The 565-nt window shown below is 48.1% G+C and carries 1 protein-coding gene; it reads right to left on the bottom strand.

Annotated features, from left to right (window positions below):
• On the bottom strand, positions 1–431 hold a 431-nt coding region (locus M595_RS28415), incomplete at its 3' end, for a squalene/phytoene synthase family protein (protein WP_023069994.1).
• Positions 432–565 lie beyond the last annotated feature (134 nt).

The following is a 565-nucleotide window of genomic DNA, read 5'->3' as shown; positions in this document are numbered from 1 at the left end:
CCCGCCACCCGATAGCAGTACAGTTTCAACTCTTCAAAGGTTTCATATCGACTGCGGTACAGATCCATACGTTGACCCGCAATCATATCTCGAAACGGCTGAATATCTAGAGGAAACTGGCTGAGAGTATCCACTAGAGCCACGTCTTCATCATCAATGGGATCTCCTGCAAAAATAGATTCGAGGTGTTTTTCCCAATGATCCAAAGTTTCAGCCGTTGTTGAACTCGCTAATGGCCCATCAACCCATTCATCGGTACGGCGACACCAGACATAAATTGCCCAGATCGCCCGACGTTTGGCGAATGGCATAAGCTGAGTTCCCATATAGAAAGTTTTGGAATACTCCGCAGTAATCTGACGACAGAGTTCGTAGGAGTCTTCCAAGGAAGCCAGAGTTCTCATCCGGAGGGACTTAGACAGTTGTAGCATTCGTCGTTTTTCTGCTCTGTCGCTATCAGCCGTAAATCGGTTGGTTATTGCGTAACAGGGGTGCGGGGTTGGGAATTGACAGTGGGTGAATTTCCATCCAGAGTAGAATCAACCACAGCAGCCTGGGCTTGCTT

It is taken from the genome of Lyngbya aestuarii BL J, assembly GCF_000478195.2.
Taxonomy (GTDB): domain Bacteria; phylum Cyanobacteriota; class Cyanobacteriia; order Cyanobacteriales; family Microcoleaceae; genus Capilliphycus; species Capilliphycus aestuarii.
This window is presented reverse-complemented; position numbering and strand designations above follow the sequence as displayed.